This is a genomic window from Aeromonas sp. s13 (assembly GCF_040907905.1).
Lineage (GTDB): Bacteria > Pseudomonadota > Gammaproteobacteria > Enterobacterales > Aeromonadaceae > Aeromonas > Aeromonas veronii.
Window position 1 is genome coordinate 24,614 of sequence record NZ_JBFOCS010000042.1, and the last position, 19,763, is coordinate 44,376.

General features: G+C 54.9%; 15 protein-coding genes and 1 pseudogene. 14 read left to right on the forward strand and 2 right to left on the reverse strand.

What is annotated here, in order from left to right; genetic code table 11:
- The first annotated feature begins 65 nt into the window (after positions 1 to 65).
- The 8 genes from AB5Y82_RS07510 (at position 66) to AB5Y82_RS07545 (ending at position 9,967) form a co-directional block, all read left to right on the forward strand.
- Complete coding sequence (locus AB5Y82_RS07510) at positions 66 to 1,004, forward strand: DUF2157 domain-containing protein (protein ID WP_368173819.1); 939 nt, start codon at positions 66 to 68, stop codon at positions 1,002 to 1,004.
- Positions 997 to 2,001 (forward strand): DUF4401 domain-containing protein, encoded by a 1,005-nt coding sequence (locus tag AB5Y82_RS07515; protein WP_368173820.1) that lies wholly within the window; start codon positions 997 to 999, stop codon positions 1,999 to 2,001. The genes AB5Y82_RS07510 and AB5Y82_RS07515 overlap by 8 nt, the downstream gene beginning before the upstream one ends.
- The gene (locus AB5Y82_RS07520) at positions 1,998 to 2,516 is read left to right on the forward strand and encodes a GDYXXLXY domain-containing protein (RefSeq protein ID WP_368173821.1); all 519 of its coding nucleotides are present in this window, start codon (positions 1,998 to 2,000) and stop codon (positions 2,514 to 2,516) included. The genes AB5Y82_RS07515 and AB5Y82_RS07520 overlap by 4 nt, the downstream gene beginning before the upstream one ends.
- Before the next feature lie 71 nt (positions 2,517 to 2,587).
- Entirely contained in the window at positions 2,588 to 3,334 is a 747-nt protein-coding gene (locus tag AB5Y82_RS07525; RefSeq protein WP_076494799.1) for an ABC transporter substrate-binding protein, read from the forward strand.
- A 130-nt stretch (positions 3,335 to 3,464) separates the two neighbouring features.
- Positions 3,465 to 4,211, forward strand: a complete 747-nt coding sequence (locus AB5Y82_RS07530; protein ID WP_139476603.1) for an ABC transporter substrate-binding protein — start codon at positions 3,465 to 3,467, stop codon at positions 4,209 to 4,211.
- Positions 4,212 to 4,350: 139 nt separating this feature from the next.
- A complete protein-coding gene (locus AB5Y82_RS07535) occupies positions 4,351 to 5,106 on the forward strand; it encodes an ABC transporter substrate-binding protein (RefSeq protein WP_042056222.1) in 756 nt (251 codons plus the stop codon).
- A gap of 727 nt (positions 5,107 to 5,833) precedes the next feature.
- The gene (locus AB5Y82_RS07540; RefSeq protein ID WP_368173822.1) at positions 5,834 to 7,930 is read left to right on the forward strand and encodes an AAA family ATPase; all 2,097 of its coding nucleotides are present in this window, start codon (positions 5,834 to 5,836) and stop codon (positions 7,928 to 7,930) included.
- 12 nt (positions 7,931 to 7,942) lie between these two features.
- Positions 7,943 to 9,967: a UvrD-helicase domain-containing protein gene (locus AB5Y82_RS07545; RefSeq protein ID WP_368173823.1), complete on the forward strand. Its 2,025-nt coding sequence runs from the start codon at positions 7,943 to 7,945 to the stop codon at positions 9,965 to 9,967.
- A 78-nt stretch (positions 9,968 to 10,045) separates the two neighbouring features.
- Here AB5Y82_RS07545 and cysS read toward each other — a convergent pair whose 3' ends face one another.
- A complete protein-coding gene (gene cysS, locus AB5Y82_RS07550; RefSeq protein WP_041208491.1) occupies positions 10,046 to 11,422 on the reverse strand; it encodes a cysteine--tRNA ligase in 1,377 nt (458 codons plus the stop codon).
- Between the two features lie 212 nt (positions 11,423 to 11,634).
- Here cysS and AB5Y82_RS07555 point away from each other — a divergent pair, with 212 nt between their 5' ends.
- From AB5Y82_RS07555 to AB5Y82_RS07580, 6 genes and pseudogenes are all read left to right on the forward strand, one after another.
- The gene (locus tag AB5Y82_RS07555; protein WP_005337417.1) at positions 11,635 to 12,132 is read left to right on the forward strand and encodes a peptidylprolyl isomerase; all 498 of its coding nucleotides are present in this window, start codon (positions 11,635 to 11,637) and stop codon (positions 12,130 to 12,132) included.
- Positions 12,122 to 12,820: pseudogene (locus AB5Y82_RS07560) on the forward strand (DUF4269 domain-containing protein); the annotation flags it as partial. The gene AB5Y82_RS07555 and the pseudogene AB5Y82_RS07560, both read left to right, overlap by 11 nt.
- A gap of 96 nt (positions 12,821 to 12,916) precedes the next feature.
- Complete coding sequence (gene lpxH, locus AB5Y82_RS07565; RefSeq protein ID WP_368173827.1) at positions 12,917 to 13,672, forward strand: UDP-2,3-diacylglucosamine diphosphatase; 756 nt, start codon at positions 12,917 to 12,919, stop codon at positions 13,670 to 13,672.
- 297 nt (positions 13,673 to 13,969) lie between these two features.
- Entirely contained in the window at positions 13,970 to 17,404 is a 3,435-nt protein-coding gene (locus tag AB5Y82_RS07570) for an ImpA family metalloprotease (protein WP_368173824.1), read from the forward strand.
- 257 nt (positions 17,405 to 17,661) lie between these two features.
- Positions 17,662 to 17,838 (forward strand): DUF3606 domain-containing protein, encoded by a 177-nt coding sequence (locus tag AB5Y82_RS07575; protein WP_021229425.1) that lies wholly within the window; start codon positions 17,662 to 17,664, stop codon positions 17,836 to 17,838.
- Positions 17,839 to 18,086: 248 nt separating this feature from the next.
- Positions 18,087 to 18,335: a GlsB/YeaQ/YmgE family stress response membrane protein gene (locus tag AB5Y82_RS07580; RefSeq protein WP_005359720.1), complete on the forward strand. Its 249-nt coding sequence runs from the start codon at positions 18,087 to 18,089 to the stop codon at positions 18,333 to 18,335.
- A 66-nt stretch (positions 18,336 to 18,401) separates the two neighbouring features.
- On the opposite strand, the gene AB5Y82_RS07585 is transcribed toward AB5Y82_RS07580, so the two are convergent.
- Positions 18,402 to 19,757, reverse strand: coding sequence for a sensor histidine kinase (locus tag AB5Y82_RS07585; RefSeq protein WP_368173825.1), 1,356 nt, complete (start codon positions 19,755 to 19,757; stop codon positions 18,402 to 18,404).
- Positions 19,758 to 19,763: the final 6 nt, after the last annotated feature.

Sequence of the window (19,763 nt, forward strand, 5' to 3'; positions counted from 1 at the left end):
CAAGGGGCAGTGCACGGTTGCGGGTGCCTCATGCCATAATGGGGCAAACCTCGCGGAGTCCCCCCATGCACAACGTATCAAGAGAAACGCTTCTCGAATGGGTCAAACAAGGACGGCTGGCGCCAGAGAAGCTGGTGGACGCCCTGACCCTCGCAGATCTTCCCCCCCATCCGGCGCGCTGGCAGTGGCTGTTTGACCGGCTGCTGCTCTGGCTCGGCACCCTCTGTATCGGGGCTGGCCTCATCTTCTTCGTCGCCTTCAACTGGCAGGAACTGGGCCGGGTCTCCCGCCTTGCGCTGCTGGAGGCACCGCTGCTCGCCATGCTGCTTCTGCTGTGGCGCAAACCGCTGGGGGATACCCCCCGTAAGGCGCTGCTGCTCGCTATCGCCCTCAATATCGGCGCCCTGCTGGCGCTGGTGGGTCAAACCTACCAGACCGGCGCCGATCCCTGGCAGCTGTTCGCCACCTGGGCGCTGATGCTGGTGCCACTGGCGGTATTTGGCCAAAACCCCCTGCTCTGGACCTTGAGCTGGCTGCTCGGTCAGCTGGCGCTGGTGCTCTACTGGCGGCTCGGTTTGTTCACGTTCTTCTTTACCTTCGATGAAGAGGGATTGGGCTGGTGCCTGACCCTGCTCAATGCCGCCCTCTGGGGTCTGCTTCTGCTGGCGCCAAACCGCTGGCGCCTGATGCCAAGCTGGCTGGCGGGTCTGGCTGCCGGTCTGGGGGCCACCCTGCTCACCCTGCTGGCGCTGTTTGATGCCGCCTCTGCGCTGGTGTGGCCGCTCTGGCTTGGCTGGCTCGCTGCGGCCTATGCCCTTTGGCATCACAGATTTATCGCCGGACTCGCCATGGGGTGCCTCAGCCTGATTGCCGTCATCCTCGCGGCGCTGGGCAAGTGGATGGAGCCCGACATCAACGGCTTTTTGCTGCTGAGCCTGATCGCCATCGGCCTTTCGGTCACCGCCGCCCGCTGGCTGCAACAACAACGGAGATCTCATGAGTGATCTGACCCTTTGGCAAGCACTGCAACAGGCCAATCTGGTGGAAGGGGAGATGCCCCGTGATACCCAACCCCACTGGTCGAGCCGCTTTCTGCTCGGGCTTGTGGGCTGGATTGCCGCCCTGTTCCTGCTCTTTTTCCTGTTTCTCACCTTCGAGCAGCTGACCCGCGAGGCCAACAGTGCCCTGCTGCTCGGGACCGTGCTGCTGGCGGGGGCCTACGCCCTCAATCGCAGCCAAAGCGGCGATCTCTGGGATCAGTTCGTACTGGCCCTCACCCTGGCGGCCGATGCCTGGCTGCTCTATGGCCTGCTCGATCAGCTGGATCTCCATCACGCCCTGCTCTGGTTCGGTCTGTGCCTGCTCTCCCTTGCCATCGCCGTGCTGTTCGATCACTGGCTGGTGCGGCTGTTTCACAGCGTGGCGGCGGCCCTGCTGCTCACCCTTGGCCTCGCTTGCCTCGGGCTGCAACTGCTGGCCCTGCCGCTGTTGATGGCGGCCATCACCTTCTGCTGGCTGCGGGCAGATAGGGATCCAGAGCGTCACCAGCTCTACCACTCCATCACGCTGGGGCTGGCCCTCTCCCTGCTGGTGCTGGGCCGTCTGCACCACCCGCTGTGGGATGGTGGCAGCAGCGTGCTGGACGAGCTGGGGCTGTCCCGCCTGCCACTCTGGCTCAATCCGCTGATCTGCGCCGCCCTGCTGCTGGCGGTGATGGTGAAGCTGAGGCTCCCGCTGCTGTTTGGCCTGCCGCTGGTGCTGATCAGCGCCATCATCCCCGGCATGGGGGCAGGCGCACTGGTGCTGATCCTCGGGTTTTATGCCGGCAGTCTGGGGCTGATCACCCTCTCGGCCTTGCTGCTGCTCGGCTATGGCTCGCTCTATTACTACGATCTGGGGCTCACCCTGATGACCAAATCCTGGCTGCTGCTGGGCTCCGGCATCCTGCTGCTGGGGGCTCGCCAGCTGCTCACCACCTTCGCGGCAAGGAGCGACTCATGAAACCCGTCACCCGACAGCTCGCCCTGTTGCTGAGCGGTCTCGCCATCCTGGCAGGCATCAATGCCACCGTCTGGCGCTATGAGCACGCCATGAGCAGCGGCGAAGTGGTGCTGCTGCGGCTCGCTCCGGTCGATCCCCGCTCCCTGATGCAGGGGGATTACATGCGGCTCAACTACGAAATTGCCCGCGAGCTGACCAGCCGCGACGCCCGTGCGACTCAAAACAAGGGCAGCGACACCCTGGTGATCCGCCTCGATGCCCATCAGGTGGCCACTCTGGTGGCCGATGGCAAACCGGATCGGCTCGCCAGCGATGAGCGGCTATTGCAGGTGCACCAGAGCGAGCGGCAGTGGCAGATTGGCCCCGATGCCTACTTCTTTGAAGAAGGCACGGGGGAGCAGTACGAAATGGCCCGCTACGGCGAGTTCCGGCTGCAGGCGGATGGCAAGACCCTGCTGGTGGGGCTGCGGGATGAGGCCTACCAGCCCATCGGGCAGATCCGCGCCCGCTGGTAATGGCAGTGAGTGGCTATTTACTCTGTTCATGGTCACACTCAAGGGAAGGTTGATCGCTAAGGATGTTCCCAATGAGGATATGGCTGATCTGTCATCTGTTGCTGCTCTGCTGGGCCTCGACGGCACGGGCTGATCTGGGCAAGCTCGAGTACCTCACCGAAGAGTACCCCCCCTACAACTTCAGCGATCCGCAAGGCCAGCCCACCGGCCTTGCGGTCGATCTGCTGCAGATGATCTGGCAACACAGCGGCGTGACACCCCAGCCGGTGCGCATCCTGCCCTGGGCACGAGGTTATTACTTGCTAACCCAGAAGCCCAACGTGGTGCTCTTCTCCACCGCCCGCACCCAGGCGCGGGAGGATCTCTTCAAGTGGGTCTGCCCCATCGGCTACTCGGAGTACATACTGCTGGGCCGCAAAGCGCAGAACATCACCCTGACCGCCTTCGAACAGATGAGCCAATACAAGATCAGCGCGGTGCGCTCGGATGCCGCCGAGCAGTTGCTGCTCAACAACGGCATGGATGACAACAACATCATCCCGGCCAACCGCCTGTCGCAGGGGTTGAAGATGCTGCTCTCCGGCCGCGCCGACCTGCTCGCCACCAGCAAGCTGGCAGGATATGACGCCATCCGCGAACTGAAGCTGAGCAGCGACGACTTCAATGTGGCCATGGTGCTGAGCGCCGAGCAGCTCTGCTACGCCTTCAGCCGTCAGGTGCCCGACAGCGAGATCACCCTCTTTCAGCAGGGCCTGACCCGCGCCCTCGCCTCGGAGGAGTTTCGCAAATTGCAGGCCAAATACCTGCCGGTGCGCTGAGCACTCACTCACCCGATGGGCAGCGGTTCGCTGCCCATTTTATTGATGAAAGATGCAATAGAGGTGGCTAGCTATTCCCGCCACAAGCAGTCAAACTGGGCTACATAGTTGATTGTGAAGGATCTTTCCCGTGCGGACATGGCACTTACCTCATCTGCTACTGCTCTTGTGGGCCACCTTCGCGCAGGCCGATCCGGGCAAGCTCGAGTATCTGAGCGAAATCTCTCCCCCGTTTAATTTCAGCGACCAACAAGGGATGCCAACCGGATTGTCGGTAGAGCTGATGCAGCTTATCTGGAAAGCGCGCGGCGTGTCGCCCCAGCCAATCCGCATTCTGCCCTGGGCCCGAGGCTACAACCTGCTGCAACAAAAACCCAATGTGGTGCTGTTTGCCACCGCCCGCACCCCGCAGCGGGAAGCACTCTTCAAGTGGGCCTGCCCCATCGATCACTCGGAGTTTGTGCTGCTGGGGCGCAAGGCGGACAACATCACCCTCGCCTCGGAGGCCGAGATCAGCCGCTACAAGGTCGGCGTAGTGCGCTCCACCGTCTCCAAACAGCTGCTGCTCGAGCGCGGTATCGATGAGCGCCAGCTGATGCTGGCCAACCGCCTCACCCAGGCGGCCAAGATGCTCACCTCAGGTCGCGCCGATCTGTTTGCGACCAACAAGCTGGCGGGCTATCAAACTCTGCAGCAGCTCGGCTTCAAGCCGGATGACTTTCATGTCGCCTTCGTGCTGGATGCCAGACCGCTCTGCTACGCCTTCAGCCGTCAGGTGCCCGACAGCGAGGTCGCCCTCTTTCAGCAGGCGCTGACCCACGTCGTCGCCTCGGCGGATTTCTCGGCCCTGCAAGCCAAATACCTGCCGCTGCGCTAACGCCCTGATCGCCGCCGACATAGGGCGCAAGATGGCGGCATGCGCCCGCGCTTTTTTGCCAAACATGCTCCGTCGCCTTGGCGAAATCAGCCAGCTTGGTCACACTTGAGCAGATATTCCCTTGCTCAGGATGGCAAAAATGAAACCATGGATTGGATTGGCCGGGGCGCTGCTGGCCACCCTCGCACAGGCGAGTCCTGAGCTTGGCAAACTGCACTACATCACCGAAGAGTACAAACCCTACAACTACGCCGATGCCAGCGGCGCCCCCACCGGCCTCGCAGTCGAGTTGCTGCAACTGGTGTGGAAAAAGACCAATACCCCGGCGCAACCCATCACCATCATGCCGTGGGCGCGCGGCTACTACCTGCTGACCCAAAAGCCCAATGCGGTGCTCTTCTCCACCGCCCGCACCCAGGCGCGGGATCCCCTGTTCAAGTGGGCCTGCCCCATCGGGTATGCCGAGATCGTGCTGGTGGGGCTGGCCGATCGCAATATCACCATCACCAAGCTCGACGATGCCAAGGCGTTCAATATCGGGGCGGTGCGAGCCGATGTGGGGGAGCAACTGCTGCTCAACAACGGCTTTGACGAGACCAAGCTGATGGCCGCCAACCGGCTGGCACAGGCGCTGAAGATGCTCACCTCAGGCCGGGTCGATCTGGTCTCCACCAACAAGACCACCATGGAGCAGCTGATCGTCGAACAAAAACTCGATCCCGCCCGCTTCAAGGAGCAGTGGGTACTGAGCTCGGAGCAGTTCTGCTTCGCCTTCAGCCATCCGGTGAGCGACGAGCTGGTCAAGGAGTTCCAGACCGGCTTGACCCAGGTGCTGGCGAGCAGCGAATACCCGCTGCTGCACAGCAAATACTTCCCAACCCCCGCCGCCAAATAGCGGCATCGAGCGCCAACAACAAGGGGCCCACAGCGGGCCCCTTCACTTTTTACTGTTTGCGCTCCCCTCTTTTTACCGTTTGCACGCCTCTCGCGGCGTCACCCCACCGCCCCGCCACGACCAAACCCCGGCAACCAACAACTAATCGCTAATTAATAAAAGTTTGTGCCAGCGCAAAAAATCACTCTTTTCTGATAGTTAGCCAATCAAAACCATAGATAAGACCATTCTGGCTCCGTAATATGGCGACGGGCGTCTGTTGACCCCTTTCCGAGATCAATGGTCAACGGCGCAATCTGGTAGCGACAGTCAGGGGCGGTAGCGACTTTAGCGTAGGGTCGATTAGCGAAGCGTAATCGTCCGCGGTAACCGTCCCCTCTCCCCTTGCGGGAGAGGGCTAGGGTGAGGGGTCGGTAACGTCATTGCATAGCGGAATATCGCCCCCCTAATTGGCATGGCTTCGCCATGCAGGACACGAGGACTCCGTCCTCGACGGGGTTTCGCCGCCGCTGCGCGGCTTGGCGAGTGACTTTGGAAAGACCTGCTCTCTTTGGCAAATAACACCAAAAGTCTTATCCCCCCCATTTATCAGGGGATCAACTTATATTGAAGACCAGCGAGTAAGAATTTATTCGTGATACAAACACATTTATAGAATACCTCACAAATCCAATTAACCACACAATTCAACCTAAATATATACTATTATATTTTGATAGGGGCTAATATGTATCTGAAAGAACTGAAAATAATAAACTTTAGAAAATTTGATAAAGTTGGCAGCAGTATATATTTTGTAAAAAACAATCCTATCACCAACAATGAAAATAGCGAAGAAAGCCCGAGCATTGCCCACTCAACAACTTTAATAATAGGTAAAAACAATTCAGGGAAGACAACAATATCATCATGTCTCAATAAAATATTAAGTGAATCAAGATTATCAGGAAATGACTTTAATTACTCGCACATCAGTGATGTTCTTTTATCTTATAAGGAAAACCAAGATTTATCTCCGCCCTTAACCCCCTATATGAAATTTACCCTTTTAATAAGTTTAAGTGAAGAGTCAGAATCAGAGTGCCTATATAATTTCAAAAATATATTAGATATAAAATCAATAGAGTCAGGAACGTTAGACTTTGAGGTATCGATTAACTATAAAATTAAAGATGAACAGTTTTTTAGTGATCAGATCAGACTGCTTATATCTAAATACAAAGATGAAGACACTTTATTTAGAGAAACCCTGGCTTTATTATCAAATACAGATTTCAAGAAAGAAATCCGTAATTCATCAGGAATGATATTATCTAACAGTGAATTCTCAATACGAAATGCATTGGAACTAAAACTGATAAATTCAAATTTCAGGGATGAAAAAACAGATCTATCCAACATTTTCAATAAAATCATTAAATATAAAATAAAAAAGCAAAGTGAACTCAACTCACGTTCTGATGAACCTAACCAAGATAATAATATTGACAGAAGCATAATAGATATAAACAACCTTGTTAAAGAAAATATAAGCACTCCACATAGTACATTTGTTAACAAGGTCTTACATGGAATTATAGACAATGGAAACTTAGCTGTAAATTTACAACCGGAGCTGACTTTAGACTCTATCCTAAAAAACATAATCACGTATGAATATAAAGATAGAAACCATTACATTCCAGAAAGTCAATTTGGCTTAGGATATTCAAACCTGATAAAAATCATTGGCGAAGTGATAGACTTCATAGAGAAATACGAAGAAGATCAACACAGTGGAAAAGTTAACCTTATTTTTATTGAAGAACCTGAATGTTTTATGCACCCCCAAATGCAAGAACTATTCATAAAAAACATTGATGATGCTATTAGTGCTATTTTAGAGAGCCAAGAAAAATCAATTAATTTACAATTAATAATAACTACACACTCACCACATATTTTGAACAGTAAGATACAGCACAGCGGTTCATTTAATAATATCAACTACATAAAAAACACATCCAGTAATAGTTGTATTATAAAGCCTTTAAGAGATAGTGTCATAACATTAAAAAACACCAGTACCATAGAATCGCCTGAAAATATTTTCCTGAATGAAGATGAGTTTCATTTTCTAAAAAAACATTTAAAGTCAAAATGTGCTGATTTATTTTACGCTGATGCAATAATAATGACAGAGGGTATAACAGAGGAAACTTTGCTTCATCACTACATTGATAATGACCCTATCCTTTCTAAAAAATGCATTTCTATTTTTAATATCAACGGTGCTTTCGCTCATATATATAAACCATTGATTAATTTTTTAGAAATCCCCTGTCTAACGATCACAGACATAGACATACAAAGAGATGATGGAGATAAGGATCAAGTAGTAAGCCTAGAAAAAAGAAAGACAACAAATGCTGTGTTGATCAAATATCTTCCCAAGGACGGCATAATTGAAGAGTTATTTTTAAATAATATGCTAACTCCAATTAAAGAAGATATGTTTTATCTCGCATATCAAAATGAAGCTATTAATGGATTTTATCCCACTAGCTTCGAAGAGGCGATCATCTTAACCAACTATCAAAATTCTATAGTACAAGAAACTCTATCAAAGATATTTCCTCAAGTGTCAAAGCAGTTTTCTGTAGACAAAGAAGAACTCAAAAACAAATCATATGAATGGCAATATCGACTTTCAAAAAATAAAAGTGAGTTTGCAAACACTTTACTATTTAAAATGACAAACCAAAAAGATTTAAAGTTACTACCTATCCTACCTAATTATGTGACCAGTGGTTTATCATGGTTAACATCTCAACTAACTGCATGAAGGTCATGAAAAATGAACAACCTAAAAGAGAATAGTGATCTTCTTACCACAGAAAAAGAAATATTTTATAAATTAAGATCTACGTTAGATAGCAAGGCTAGTTTCATCTTTAAAGCTGGAGCTGGTTCAGGGAAAACCTATTCTTTAATTCAGTGTCTACAACATCTTATTGCTTACCATAGTCATATGGCTATAGTAAATAATCAGAAGTTTGTATGTATAACTTATACAAACGCTGCTGCAAATGAAATCAAAGAACGACTTGGTAACTATTCTGAACTCTGCCACATATCGACAATACATGATTTCCTTTGGGAAACCATAAAATCACAACAAAATGCATTAATAGACATACATAAAGAAAAAATAGAATCAGAGATATCAACTCTCAACTCAAAACTCAAAGAAAACAATTTATTGGATTGGATTTTATCTGGGAGTAATCACGGCGATGATTTACGGTCATTTTCACTCAATGATAAAAATAGTAACCGGTTAAAGAAACTCTCAAGGGCCAATGAAATAATAGCTGAGTTTTCAGATGAACTTAAATCTATCGGATATACATTAAATAAAAATACAGGAAGATTCAAAGAATCCTTTAAGATATTAAGATTGATAGAGAAACTAAAACAGGCAAAGCATAAAATTGAACAAGGAGAGATAAATAAAATACAATACACACCGGATATTAATATAGATATCTTGTACAAAATGTATTTTAGCCATGATACTCTTTTAGAATATACACATAAATTATTTAGCAAATATGTTGTACTAAAAGAGATATTTATAGCGAGCCACCCTTTCGTTCTTATAGATGAGTTTCAAGACACTCATGAACTTGTGATAAAAACATTTAATCTACTTCAAGATCATTCAAAATCTAAAGGCTATAATTTTACTGTAGGGTATTTTGGTGACGAGGCTCAAACAATATATGCTGATGGCGTCGGTGATAAGATATATTCTGTTCATAAAGATCTTATTGAAATTAATAAAAACATAAATAGACGCTCCCTCAATGAAATAATCAAGGTTATAAATTTAATTAGACGTTCTGAGCCTCAGCAATCTATTTATAACAGTGCCGATGGTGGGCACGTGTCCGCTTACAAAATTACCAACAATCTAAGTTTATCAATAGAGAATATAATTCTGCGATTTTGCAGTGAAGTAATTAAAGATCGCCCTGTAGATTTTTTAGTTTTAAAAAATGACTCTTTAGCAGAGCTCTCAGGATTTAAAGATCTCTACGACTCTTTCAAGAATTTTTTCCGCCATGATGAAGTAGCTCAAAAAACTATAAGCACAGATCCAAGAAGACTTCACTGGTGTATACGTGACATCGCCAATTTAATTTCTCCATCGAGAATATTAGAACAGAGTGATGAATCATGCCCTATCAATTCGATTCTTCCCTCTAGCAGAGAAAATGTTACGATAAAGGAATCTCGAGAGTATATATCGCGATTGAGAGAACTAGCCTTAGTTAGACACAGAAATCTTGGCGAATACATACAGCATTTAAACAAAATAATAACTGAACACCCTAACGATATAATAAGTGACCTTATTATTCAATCCAAACCACGTAATCTACAAGAACTAACTATAAGTTCACTACATGACTACATATATAATAGCCTCCCTGAAAATTTAAGTTGGGATGAAGAAACAAGAATAGAATTTATAGAAAGAATCATCAACACTGATTTTCAGCAGTTTTCAAAATGGCATGAGTATATTACAGCATCAATTAAATCATCAGTAAGATATCATACATGTCATGGTTCAAAAGGTCTTGAATATGACAACGTCGTTGTCGTCATTGAAAACTCATTTAATAGAGATCCTCAATATTTTGAACGATACTTTTTAACTCCTGAAGAGTATATCGGTCAGAGAAACTTATTATACGTATCATGTTCCAGAGCGATTAAAAATCTTTATGTACTGTTTGCAGATGATATATCTACATATCAGGATGAATCGGAGAAAATATTCGGAAAAACTATCGACTTCATCATTCAATGAAAAAAACCGCAGCCCAAGGGCTGCGGTTTTTTATTGGCTCAACCTGTTGGCACCAGACGCCAACAAGGCCAACCGTCCTTACGCACGGCGCCAGCTGGTTTTGCCGGCGCTGTCTTCCAGCACGATCCCCATCTCGGTGAGACGGTTGCGGGCGGCATCGGCAGCAGCCCAGTTCTTGTCGGCACGGGCCTGATTGCGCTCGGCGATCAGGCGCTCGATTTCGGCAACCTCTTCATCCGCTTCGTCACCCTTCAAGAAAGCCTCGGGGTCTTGCTGCAGGATGCCGAGCACGGCGCCCAGCTCGCGCAGACGGGCGCCCAGTGCGGCGGCAACGGCCATGTCTTCACCCTTCTGGCGGTTGATCTCGCGCACCAGATCGAACAGGGCGGAGTAGGCTTCCGGGGTGTTGAAGTCGTCGTCCATCGCTTCCTTGAAGCGCGCCACCTGCTCGTCGCCACCGGCAGCAGCAGCTACCGGCAGATCGCGCAGGGCGGTGTACATGCGCTCCAGCGCGGCACGGGCTTGCTTGAGGTTATCTTCCGAGTAGTTGAGCTGGCTGCGGTAGTGGCCAGACATCAGGAAGTAACGGACGGTTTCGGCGTCGTAGTGGGCCAGCACGTCGCGGATGGTGAAGAAGTTGCCAAGGGATTTGGACATCTTCTCTTTATCCACCATCACCATGCCGCTGTGCATCCAGGTGTTGACGTAGTCGCCACCGTGGGCGCAGCAGGACTGGGCGATCTCGTTCTCGTGGTGCGGGAACTGCAGATCGGAGCCACCGCCGTGGATGTCGAAGTGGTTGCCAAGGTGCTTGGAGTTCATGGCGGAGCACTCGATGTGCCAGCCAGGACGGCCCGGGCCCCAGGGGCTTTCCCAGGTTGGCTCGCCGGGCTTGGACATCTTCCACAGCACGAAGTCGAGCGGGTTGCGCTTGGCATCGACCACGTCAACGCGGGCACCGGCTTGCAGCTGCTCCAGATCCTGGCCGGAGAGCTTGCCGTAGTCGGCGTAGGATTCGACGATAAACATCACATCGCCGTTATCCGCCACGTAGGCGTGCTCTTTTTCCAGCAGGGATTGCACCAGCTCGATGATCTCTTCGATGTGCTGGGTGGCGCGCGGTTCGATATCCGGGCGCACCATGCCGAGAGCGTCGAAGTCGGCGTGCATGTCGCCGATCAGACGTTCGGTCAGCTCGTCGCAGGTCACTTGGGTCTCGGCGGCACGTTTGATGATCTTGTCATCCACGTCGGTGATGTTGCGCACGTAGGTGAGGTCGTAACCTGCGTAACGCAGATAGCGAGCCACCACATCAAAGGCGACGAAGGTGCGGCCGTGGCCGATATGACAGTGATCGTAGATGGTGACACCACACACATACATGCCCACCTTGCCCGGGTGGATAGGTTTGAATTCTTCTTTTTGACGAGTGAGTGTGTTGTATATCTTCAGCATCTTCTAACCACTGCCTGTGAGTAAAATGGTTGGTCATAATACCCCGTTCAGGGGCAGAAAACGAGGCAGAAAACGTGGCCAATCCCGCCTGCCAGCACGGTTACGGCGCCAGAGAGACTATGCCGCCAGCCCCTGATGGGCTAGAATTGCCACCACTTTATGCCATACACCTGCGGGCACTTCGTCGTCCGCATCAAATGAAAGGACATATCATGGTCACTCTGCACACCAATCACGGCGACATCACCCTCACCCTGAACGCTGAAAAAGCCCCGGAAACCGTGGCCAACTTCCTGCAATACTGCCGTGACGGTCACTACGACAACACCATTTTCCACCGCGTCATCGACGGCTTCATGATCCAGGGCGGCGGCTATGCCCCGGGCTTTGAAGAGAAAGACACCCGCGCCCCCATCAAGAACGAAGCGGCCAACGGCCTGTCCAACAAGATCGGCACCATCGCCATGGCCCGCACCATGGAGCCGCACTCTGCCAGCGCCCAGTTCTTCATCAACGTGAACAACAACGACTTCCTCGACTTCAAATCCGCCACCACCCAGGGCTTCGGCTACTGCGTATTCGGTGAAGTGACCGCCGGCATGGACGTGGTCAACAAGATCAAGGGCGTCAAGACCGGCAACTACGGCCGTATCCACCAGGACGTGCCGGTAGAAGACGTAGTGATCACCAAGGTGACCCTTGCTGACTGATCTCTGCCGACTCGGCACTGACAAAACTGCGGCCCCGGCCGCAGTTTTTCCATCTGCCTCCCCCACTGCCAGCCCAAACTGGCGCCGCCTCGACTATCTGGCCCACGGCAACCCACGCCAGCGCTCGGCCCATGCCCTGCTCACCGCCGGTGTGTGGGATGAGCTGGCCGCGCAGTGCAGCGATATGGCGCTGGTGAGCACGCTCGCCATCGGCCTCGATCGGCCCGGCAGCGATCTCGATATCCTCTGCCAGCATCCAGATCCCGCCGAGTTTGCCGCTATTTTTGCAGAGCAAGGCTGGCAGGCGAGCGCCAAGGGCGACAATATCTGGTTGCTGGAGCGCATCTTTGCCTGCCTCGACCAGCACAGTGTCGATAGCAGTTGCGACAAGAGCGAGGCCAGCTGGCCAGTGGAGCTGTACGTCACCGCCGCCCCCATCGAGACGCTGAATGGCTGGCGCCACCTCACCCTGATGGCCGCGTTGCTCGAGCGGTTTGGTGATGCCTTCTACCGCGAAGTGCTGCGCCTGCGCCTTGAAGAGGGATTGAAAGGGGAAGCGGCCATGTGCCGGTTGCTGGGTCTGGCGGGCGATCCTTACGCCACGCTGCTGACGCTGGAGGGACGCAATCTGGCCGAGCTGTCATGGCAACCGCCATCCCGTGACGATATCCATACCGCAACTGGCGCGATGGCGCCCGCAGCGCACTATTCGTCCCCTGTTGTGTCTACTACCTCTGCCACCCCTGTTTGCCCTGTTTCGACCGAGAGCCCGACCCCCCACATCATGAGCACACTCTTTATCAGTGACATTCACCTCTCTGCCCAGCGGCCCGATATGACCGCGGCACTGGTGCGCTTTCTCGAGCACGACGCCCCCGGCGCCGATGCCCTCTATGTGCTGGGGGATCTCTTCGAATTCTGGATTGGCGATGATGACCCCAATCCGCTTCATCAACAGATGGCCGACGCCTTCTTGGCCCTGAGCCAGCAGAACGTGCCCATCTACTTTATCCACGGCAACCGTGACTTTCTGCTGGGGCAGCAGTTTGCCAAGCGCGCGGGGATGACATTGCTGGGTGACCCTTGCGTGATCGACCTCTATGGGGAGCGGGTGGTGCTGAGCCACGGCGATCTGCTCTGCACCCTGGATGAGGGGTATCAGAAGTTTCGCCGCATCACCCAGCTCAAATGGCTGCGCTGGCTCTTTTTGCGACTGCCGCTCGCCCGCCGTCAGGCCATCGCCTGCAAGATGCGCGGCCAAAGCCAGATGGAAAATGCCCACAAGAGCCAGATCATCATGGATGTGACGCCCGCGGCGGTTGACGACACCCTGCGCGCCCACGACTGCCGAATGATGATCCACGGCCACACCCACAGACCCGCCATCCACAACTTCACCCTCGATGGCCACCCCGCCCGCCGCATCGTGCTGGGAGACTGGTTCGAGCAAGGCTCGGTGCTGGTCTGCCGCCCTGGCGAACAGCGGCTGGAAATGCGGGCGCTGGCAACGATCGGCCCCGCCGCTCACCCATCCGTCTGACATCCCCCCTGTGCGGGTTGCAGGCAAAACCTGCGGCCCAGCATCCCCTGTTAACCCGGTGAAGCGACTCATTACGGTGAGCTCAGGCTGGTATGGCCTGTGCTGATGGGGTGCTCGCCCCATCCCTATCGGTTCTGCTGCGCCAGCAACACCAAATACGGCAAAAGCCGGCCAAAAAAACATCCAAGATGCTGAAAATAAAGCAAAATGACCATTCAATCATCGTTGAAATAAGCAAGACAGCTCATTAGACTACCGACTCCCCTACCCGTCGTAACACAAGGAACGTATCAAACAATGAAAAAGACGGTTCTCGCCCCTTTACTGGCGCTGTTGATTACAGGCTGTGGCGGCGGTGATGGCGAACAGGAAGAGACCCCTATCCGCCCCCCTGTCACCCCCAACTATTTCGAGGCATCCAGCCAGAGCAGCGTGGGCGGACAGTTGAACCCCACTAGCCTGCGGTTGGCGGCGGGAGAACAGGGGCGCTTCTCGGTACAGGCTGACAGCGGTTACCTCCTGACCGAGATAAGCGGATGTGATGGCACCCTGGACGGCCTCACCTATACCACTGGCCCCATGAGCAGCGATTGCCAGATCTCGGCCAGCTTCACGCAGGAGAGTGCCGCCGTCTATTTCAACGCCACCACCCACGCTTCTCAGGGGGGCGCACTCAGCCCCGACGCCCTGCGTCTGAACGCCGGTGAACAGGGCCGTTTCACCGTGCAGCCCGAGAGTGGCTTCGTGCTGGCGCAGATCGCAGGATGTGAGGGCACACTGACGGGTAATACCTACACCACAGCCCCCATGCGCGCCGATTGTCAGATCTCGGCCCGCTTTATCAGCGATGCCGCCAATGCGATTGCCCGGGAAGATCATACCCTTGCCAGCGAGCAATCTCTGATCGCCCATGCCCGTGCGGCGATTGCCGACAGTGAGGCGCACCGCACCGAGCTGGTTCGCAGCCTCTATCAGGGAATGGCACAGATCAGCTGGAACCCGAGCCACGACTCCATCACCTTTTCCAGCTTCCAGCCGGAGAGCACGGTGACCCTGCTCCCCTCCAACATCAATGGCAAGGGGGAGAGCGAGATCCGGGGTCTGGTGATGGTCTCCGAGCAAGCCGATTACCGTCAGGCCGCCATGGGGGCGAACCTGTTTTCCGTTGACCGCACAGCGCAGAGCGAGGTGCTGCTCAAGGGGCTGATTGGCTGGCTGACCCGGGGCAAGGATAGCGATGGCCTGCGCATCCTCACCGCCCAGATGCCCAGCCGCGCCGATAGCGTCTATTTTCCCCATAACGAAGGCGTGCGGGACTGGCTCAAGGCGATCTATCCCGACAAGCACAGCATCAACCCGGCCAATACCTGCGATTATCAGGCGCTGAGCGACTGTATCGACACCATGGCGCCGGAGCTTATCGTGATCAGCGATATCGACCGCCAGGGGCTGGGGTATAAGGGGATCGCAGAGGCGATCGCCAAGGCCAAAGCGGCCGGGATCCCGCTGCTGCTCTCCAACTATCGGCGCGATGCCAGCCCGCTGCTAAGCCCCCTCTATCTCGATATGGGGCTGGTCACCTGGGGTAACTACTGGTCAAAACTCAGAGCCAGCGATCTGGCAGTGAACACCATCATGGCACCCGACGCCCAGCTGATGGCGGTCGATACCCTGCTTGGCAACCTTCTGGATCGCAACTTCACTACCCAGTGGCTCGATAGCTGCGGCGGCAACTTTATCAATTGCGGTGGCTCGGAGAGCTTCAACCAGCAGTTCAAGCTGGGTGCCGACTGGCTGAGAAATGCGGCCATCACCCTCGACAAGGCCGGGATCAGTCCCTTTGCCCGTGACGGCGTGACACTGTTGCCCGCCACCCTGCTGCTGGCCGACAAATACCGTGCCGCCATCGACTACCCCATCGCCTGGGATGAGCATCAATCCTGGCAGCAGGCGATGTTTGCCGACTGGCTGGTGAGCTATGCCCGCACTCGTACCCCGGCCCAACCCGATCTGGGGGAGTACGTCACCGATCGCAGCAAGGTAGTGAAGGGACAAGCGACTCACTATGCCTATCCCGCAACGCTCACCGACAGTCGGCGCATTGCGGTTCCCTACAGCGGGCAGTGGACCACCACCGGCTGGTATGCCCTGCCGGGACAAACCATCACCCTGAGACGCACCGATAACGCCGATGTGTCCGCTACCGTCCGACTCAACTACCACAGGCCCAACACCAATCGCGCCTATGAGCAGAAGATCTATCGAGCCCCGCTGGAGCTGACCACCGGACGACTGATCTTGGCCAAGGGGGGCAGCATCACCTTCACCTCTCCTTATGGCGGCCCTATCTATCTCTATCTGGAAGGGGGGACAGCATCGCTGGCCGTCCAGGTGAGCGCCACGGGCGTCACCCGTCATCCGGCCATCATGGATTTCAGTGATGAGCAGCAGATACGCGAGTTCAACGAGCGGCTGGAACAAACCGAGCTGCCCCATATCGATCTGCGGGCCGATGGCGCCGAACAGCATCTGCGCCGGGATCGCTTCACCAAGGCGGTGGGTGGCGTCATCCCCGACACCAATGCCCTGCTCGACAGCATCGCCCGGGATCACATCAATGGCGTCTACACCCTGGCGGGCCTGAAAATTCAGGGCAAGGGGCTCGATGAGTCGCTGCCGGCAGATGTGAAAAACGCCTGCGTGGCACTGCTGGGGGAGGGTTGTCTCGATAAGTCGATTCATACCCGCACCATCATCCAGCATGCCAACTATGACCAGAATGCCCATTGCGGCAGCGGTTGCAGTGGCAACCCGTGGGACTCTTCCGGCAGCATCAGCCCGACCGGCTGGCTCGACAATCACGAACTGGGCCACAACCTGCAGACCAACCGGTTGAACGTGCAGTACGCTGCGGCAGGCGATGCCGACAACTGGAGTGGCTATGGCAGCCGGGCGGGGGAAAACTCCAACAACATCTTCCCTTATGTGGTGAAGTGGCGCGCACATTATCTGAGGGATGGCAACACGGCTCCCATCAAGGATGGGCACATGAATCACAAGGATCTCTTCTATGTGTTCATGTCTGATGCGGCGCAGGTACGGGACAGGAGTGGCAACCGCGTCGTGCTCGGGGCCAACTGCCAGGTGCTCGATACCGGCGAGAGTCGCTACGAAGCCCCCTGGAAGAGCAATGCCTACGCCGTCCACAACGGCTATCGCATGGCGTTTTATATCCAGATGGCATTACGCGCTCACGGTATGATCCTGACTGATGGCACCCGTCTGAACGATGGCTTCACTATCTTCACCCTGCTCTATCAGCATTCACGGATCTTCGGCGCGGCAGCCGACAGTGAAGCGCAGTGGAATGCCAACAAGGATAGGCTCGGCTTTAGCCTGTTCCCCTACTCGGGGCATGCGGTCTATGGCGGCAAACGGGTGCGCGACATACCGGGCAATGACTTTATGCTGGTTGCACTCAGTCGGCTCACCGGTTGGGACTGGCGCAATCACTTCGATCTGCTTGGCCTGCGTTACTCCAGCCTCGCGGTCGCTCAGGTGCAGGCCAACCAGCGTTATGGCAGCCTGCCGATGGGGATGTATGTGCTGGAGGATGACCTGCCCCCTGCCAACATGAGCGAAGGCGTCACATTCCTGCCGCTCTCTGAAAGCGATGGAACCACCCTCTGGCCCCGCAACAGCGGCTCGCCAAGCGCCTGCCCAACACCCTGAATCCGGTCATCACGATAACCACAACAAGCGCCCGGTAGGGCGCTTGTTGTTTATCCGGCCTCTGGCCCCGTTGTTGATGATGTGAAGAGGGTGGAATAAGTGGTGATCGCTCACAGATCAGCAAAGCAAACCTGCACTCCTCCTTCCGTCCCCGGGTTGTGTGAACCCCGTCACCTTGCCCCTTGCCAATTGAGAGGATGATGGCGCTCAGGCAGAAATGTCTTTCTCGCCAGCTATTTCAACAAGTTGAGGTTTATATGCCTGACAGCAATGCGGTCGCTCACCCGTTCGATGCCAAGAAGATCAATGTCAACGATCCCTATGAGATGAAGCAGTGGGTCAAAATGTTCGAGTGCACCGAAGTCCAGCTCAAACGGGCGGTCAAAGCAGTCGGCACCTCAGGCAAGGCGATCCGAAAACACCTCAAAAAGTGAGGGCACAACCCCGTCACAGACCAAGCCCAGCTCGCGGGGCTTTTCTCATCTTGACCTTTACGTGAGCCATCCCCGCCCCTGGTTGGCGGCGCACATACCGCCATTCAACCGCTCATAACCGGACTGTGCAGCCCGACCTAGCGCCGGCCGCCGTCCGACAGCTTGTGACCAGCCAGCACCGTCTGGCCCTTCGCATCCCGGCATCCCTGCCTATAATGCGGGCTCAAACACACAGAGAGGATTAATCCATGGGCTTTATCACCTGGATCGTATTGGGACTGTTGGTGGGTATTCTGGCGAAGTGGATCATGCCGGGTCGCGACGGTGGTGGCTTCTTTATGACTGCCCTGCTGGGGATTGTCGGTGCCATGGTTGGCGGCTATGTGGGTACCCTGCTGGGGCTGGGCTCGGTGACCGGTTTCAATATCCCGAGCATCGCGCTGGCGACCGTGGGCGCCCTTATCGTCCTGTTTGTCTTCAACAAGATCCGCAGCTGACCCCCAACGCCATCTATGTGTAGATAAACAGGGCACCGCGAGGTGCCCTCTCTTTTTTTATCGCCCTCACGATGTTGCCAGCGGCAAGATCAGCCTCACCAGCAAGCCCCCCAGCTGGGTGGCCGGCAGCAACAGCACTTCGCCGTGGTGGTAGTGGGCGATATCGCGCACCAGCGCCAGACCAAGCCCCGCTCCCGGCTGTTCGCTCCCCTGCTCGAGGCGCTGGAACGGCTGCCAGACTCGCTCCGCCAGCTCGGGGGCGATGCCGGGGCCGCTATCCTCTACCTCCAGCCAGACCTGCCCGTTGCTTCGCACCACCCGCGCCGTCACGGTGCCGTGGGGCGGGGTGTATTTGATGGCGTTGTCGAGCAGGTTGGCACAAAGCTCCCCGAGCAGCAGCGGCTCCCCCGCCACCATGATGGCGGACTCCTCCCCCTCGTACCCGAGATCGATCCCCTTGCTCCGCGCCTGCGCCAACCGTGACAGACAGGCCTGCTGCACCAGCGCCGTCAACTCGATGGGCTCCCGCTGGCGCAGCCCGGAGCACTCGTCCGATTTCAGTCGCGCCAGCAGCAGGAGCCGCTCGGTCAGGGCGATGGTGTGATCGAGCCGCACGGCCATGGCATCGAGACTTTCGCTCATCAGGGCCGGATCGCCACTGCCGCGCGCCACCTCAACTTGGGTTTTCAAAATGGTGAGCGGCGTGCGCAGCTGATGGGCGGCATCGGCGCTAAAGCGCTCCTGCCGGGCCACCAGCTGGCGCAATCGGGCCAGCTGGCGGTTGAACGCCTGCACCAGCGGCCGGGTCTCCTGCCAGGGGAGCAGGTCGGGCAAGGGGGCAAGATTAGCGGCATCGCGGCGCAGGATCTCCCGCGACAGGCGCCGCATCGGAGTGAGCAGCCGTTTGAGCAACAGATAAGCGAGCAGCAGGGTGAGCACCACCAGCGCCCCCTGGGTCAGCAGGGCCGACCAGAGCAACTGCTCCGCCAGCTGCTGGCGACCGAGCAGGGTTTCCGCCACCGTGATGCGGGCCATGCCGTTGACGCCCCCCTCGCCTACCGGTTGCAGCAGCATCACGGCGCGGATCGGCGCCTCCTGATAAAGCCCGTCATAGAAGTAGGCAAGCGCCGGATAGCGGTCGGTCAGGGGCGTACCGTCAGGCATGGGGGGCAAGTCGTCAAAGCCGGAGATGACCCTATCGTCGATACCGCGCACCTGATAGAAGAGGCGATCGCGCATGTTGCGCTCGAAGCTGTCGAGCACCACATAGGGCACATCCACCCTGAGGCTGCCTTCGGCTGCCGTCAGCCGCTCGGCAACAGTACGGGCCGAGGCGAGCAGAGTGCGATCATAGGCCGAGGTGGCCGCCGCCAACGCGCCGTAGTAGCTGTACCAGGCCGAGGCAGCCCAAAGGATCAGCAAGGGGCC